Origin of the sequence: Azospirillum sp. TSH20, assembly GCF_003115935.1 — a bacterium.
Taxonomy (GTDB): Bacteria; Pseudomonadota; Alphaproteobacteria; order Azospirillales; family Azospirillaceae; genus Azospirillum.
The window spans coordinates 1-3,345 of the sequence record NZ_LGQU01000125.1 but is presented as its reverse complement, the minus strand read 5'-3'; the positions used below and the strand labels follow the sequence as shown (position 1 = coordinate 3,345).

The following is a 3,345-nucleotide window of genomic DNA, read 5'->3' as shown; positions in this document are numbered from 1 at the left end:
AGCTGACGACCAAGCAGGAGGGCGATGCTTCCCTGGTCGGCCGACTGCTCGACCTGCTCGCCCGCCGGATTGGTATGGTGCCGGCGGATGGGGCGTACGGCGGCGAGTCCGTCTATCGCAGCGTGGCGACCCACAGCCCCGGCGCGGAGGTGATCATCCCGCTGCACTCGACCGCGGTGCCGAGCGACACGGCCGGGAGCGCCTCCAACCAATGCGACCGGCAGCGGCCTGCGCGCCCGGAGTCTGCCGGCCCAGAAGGTCAAGGCCGCCATCCTGATCACTGCTGGATGCAGGCGGATTCCGCTCCCACGCCCAGTTGCGCGCCAAAGGCACGCCTCCCTGCACCAACGCCCGCAGTCTAGCCTCGCTCCGGCCGCTCATGCCATGACGTCAGCCGTCTCCCGGATAGGTGAGAGGAAGGTTGCCGACGGGCTTGCGGCGGGGATGGAGACGTCTGGCGTCAGGGGCCAAGACGTCCAGGGAGCGCCCGGACAAGGATGGCCGAGATGAAAGGGGTGTGACTGAGCGGGCATCGCCCGGCCTGGACCGGATGGCAGTCGCCCGCTTGTGGAGATCGTCTGGAGAGAGGTTCCCCTCGCGATCCGTTCTTCAGCGGCCTCATGGCCCGTCGATGTTCGCGTTGATTGATTTATACTGCCGGAAAGCGAAATTGTACCGGCATCTTCGGTATCGGCTCCGGCTCTCCGTCGTATGGGAGCTGTCGGCTGTCGCCCCTTCCCAAGGCGATGGCGTTTCGCCCCCACCCTACGGGAGCCGCCCGCCGGTTCGCCTTCCTCCCCGTCGCGATCCTTCAGACGGAGACATCGGGAGGACCCGCCCCAGTCAAAAGGATGGGAGGGAGCATGCAACCCCTTCCAGAGAAGGGAGCGCTCCGTCGGTCGGGCATCCGGCTTCCGAAACGGCGCAGCGGACGGGAATCGCACCTATAATGATCCGCGACTTCCTGAATTCTTGAGCAGAGTCGGCGCGCCATGGTCGAACACGCAGACATCTATCGGGCTCCAGGTCCGACCGAACCTCACGGCAAACCCTTCGACGCCGCCCGCGCGCTCGACGAGCTGTGCCAGGCGCATGAGCGCCTCGACACTCTCCACTACGCAATCTTGCACTGGATCCACTGGTGCCGCATTCCCGACCTCAGTTCCCTGCAAGTGGCGATCCTCTACATCCTGAGCCGGGGGCCTCAGCAGCCGAGCCGACCGGGCATGGCCCTGTTCCACCGCGACCGGCCGCTCGCCTATTCGCTCAAGCCGCTGCTGAGCCGCGGCCTCATCGAGGAGCGGCCGCACCGCCATGACGGGCGGGCCAAGCTGCTGCACGTCACGCCGACCGGCCTCGCCGTCCTCCGGCGTTTCGGAGTCCGAGACGAGGCGATGACGGCGCTCGCCCGGATCCCCGGAGCGCTCGATCGGCCGACCTTCAAGGATGCTGGTGTCTAGCGGGGAGGGCACCGTGACCATGCTTCCTTACACACCGGCTGGGGACTGCGACGGACCGGGCTCTTCGCCCCTGGGAGGTTTCCTGGCTTTCTGCCGCCGCCTGCCGATCGGGCGACGGACTGCGGCCGCGGAGGACGGCCCCGCTCGCCCCGACCGTTGCGCGGAGGACGCCATGCGCCACTGGATGGCATGGCTCCGGCCGGTGATCGTGGAGAGCGACACCGCGTTCATAAGCGATCTGCGGCCGCTGGGGCTGCTCCATGCCATCGACGCCGCCGCGGTGTGGCTCGCTCTGGCGAAGCGTTTACCCGCACCTCTGCTGGCCGCGCCACCGACCGTTGCGGTCGGCAGCGGAGCGGAGGAGCATGCCGCCGACAAGGCGCCCACTTGGGACGAGGATTGGGCCGAGGCGCTGCGACGGCATTCGCTGGCGATCGTGGGCGCCGCGATGCGATCGCCCTGCAGCCAGGAGGCGCTGCTCGCCGAGATCAACCAGACCCGCGCCGCGGCACGGAGGACCGGGGTGCCGCCGCTTGGCGGCGACGATCTGCGCACGCTGGCCGCCATGCTGCGGACCGCACCCGAATGGCGCGCCGTGCGGCGTTCGCCGTGCCATCTCTCGTCGGGCGACGTGCTGGAATTCCTGGAGCAGGTGCTTCAATCCAGCCGGTCCGATCCGGAGGATCTGCTGCTGCTCGGCCTGGCGCACCTCCACGAGCATCAGGATCCGCATTTCGCGGAGGTGCTGCACGGCCTGTATCCGTCGTCGAGGGTCGAAGCGGCGGCCTTGGCGCACCTGGCCATGGCCGTGCGCCGGCTGCGCCTCGCCATCGACCAGCACCTCCTCGGTCAGCGCCTGGATCCGTCGAAGGAGTGGGCGTCCGATCCATCCCCACTGCTCGAACGGGTCCTTGGCTGGTACGACCGGCTGAGCGCGCTGAGCGTCTTTGCCGACCCGCAGATCGCCCAGGAGGTGCAATTGCGCATCCTCGAGCTGGGCAACGCGGTCGAGCGCGACCTGGATCCCGCCCTGCTCCAGCAGTTGACGCGCGCGTCGGTCCACACCGTGCCGCTGCGCACCCTGCGGGGGCTCCGCTTCACGCTGACCTTCGGTGCCGAAATGTCGAGGCGCCAGCGCGGCCGGCCGCGGACGGCATGGTGCCAGAAGGTCGGCGCGCAACTTGTCCGACTGTTCAACGCCGCGCTCGCCGACCCCTCGCCGACGGCTCTGGACCTGGTGAGCGAGATCTTCGACCTTGCGGACGCGGCGGGGCATCCGATTGCGATCAGCGTCCTCGACACGCGCCTGCTCGCGAGTGTGCAGGACGCGCTGCTGCGCCATGATCCGTTGAGCGGCGCGAAGCTGCGCCTGGTCAAGCGCACCGTCGACGCGAGCCTCGCGGAGCAGCGCCGGCTGAAATGGTGGGTGTCCGACGACGTGCGGAGCCTCATCGAGGCGGCGGCCCGCTTCGATTCCGCGCGATCCGACGCAGCGCTGCCTCCGACTTTGGCGCGCAACTCCGCGTGAGGGTGGAGTCCACCGGCGGCCTGCGGTGAACAGGCGACCTTGCGGGTGACCGGCGTCCCCAAGTTGGTCATGACGTTCATGACTTTGCAGCTGACAGCGGCCTCGACTGTCTGGGTAGGCTAATCAGTTGGATATGGCGGATGCGTCGGTTGGAGGCGCTCCCCGCGGTAGCGCTCGCCACAGCGGTTAAGCGCGGCGGGATGATCACCTCCGCGTCGGGGCTGTGGGCCGCCACGCTGCGATAGACGGACTAGCGGCCGTACGCCCCGTCCGCCGGCACCATACCAATCCGGCGGGCGAGCAGGTCGAGCAGTCGGCCGACCAGGGAAGCATCGCCCTCCTGCTTGGTCGTCAGCT

General features: G+C 68.7%; 2 protein-coding genes and 2 pseudogenes. 3 read left to right on the top strand and 1 reads right to left on the bottom strand.

Annotation, left to right across the window (positions count from 1 at the left end; genetic code table 11):
- The 3 genes and pseudogenes from TSH20_RS35480 to TSH20_RS29400 all read left to right on the top strand — a co-directional run.
- Window positions 1-273: pseudogene (locus TSH20_RS35480) on the top strand (IS5/IS1182 family transposase); the annotation flags it as partial.
- A 719-nt stretch (window positions 274-992) separates the two neighbouring features.
- Entirely contained in the window at window positions 993-1,460 is a 468-nt protein-coding gene (locus tag TSH20_RS29405; protein ID WP_109157803.1) for a winged helix DNA-binding protein, read from the top strand.
- Between the two features lie 172 nt (window positions 1,461-1,632).
- Window positions 1,633-2,988, top strand: coding sequence for a hypothetical protein (locus tag TSH20_RS29400; protein ID WP_109157802.1), 1,356 nt, complete (start codon window positions 1,633-1,635; stop codon window positions 2,986-2,988).
- A 32-nt stretch (window positions 2,989-3,020) separates the two neighbouring features.
- On the opposite strand, the pseudogene TSH20_RS35905 reads toward TSH20_RS29400, so the two are convergent.
- A pseudogene (locus TSH20_RS35905) lies at window positions 3,021-3,345 on the bottom strand (IS5/IS1182 family transposase); the annotation flags it as partial.

Excerpts from the sequence above, each read along its gene's own strand:
- TSH20_RS29405 (WP_109157803.1), top strand. The coding sequence starts at position 993 with ATGGTCGAACACGCAGACATCTATCGGGCTCCAGGTCCGACCGAACCT.
- TSH20_RS29400 (WP_109157802.1), top strand. The coding sequence starts at position 1,633 with ATGCGCCACTGGATGGCATGGCTCCGGCCGGTGATCGTGGAGAGCGAC.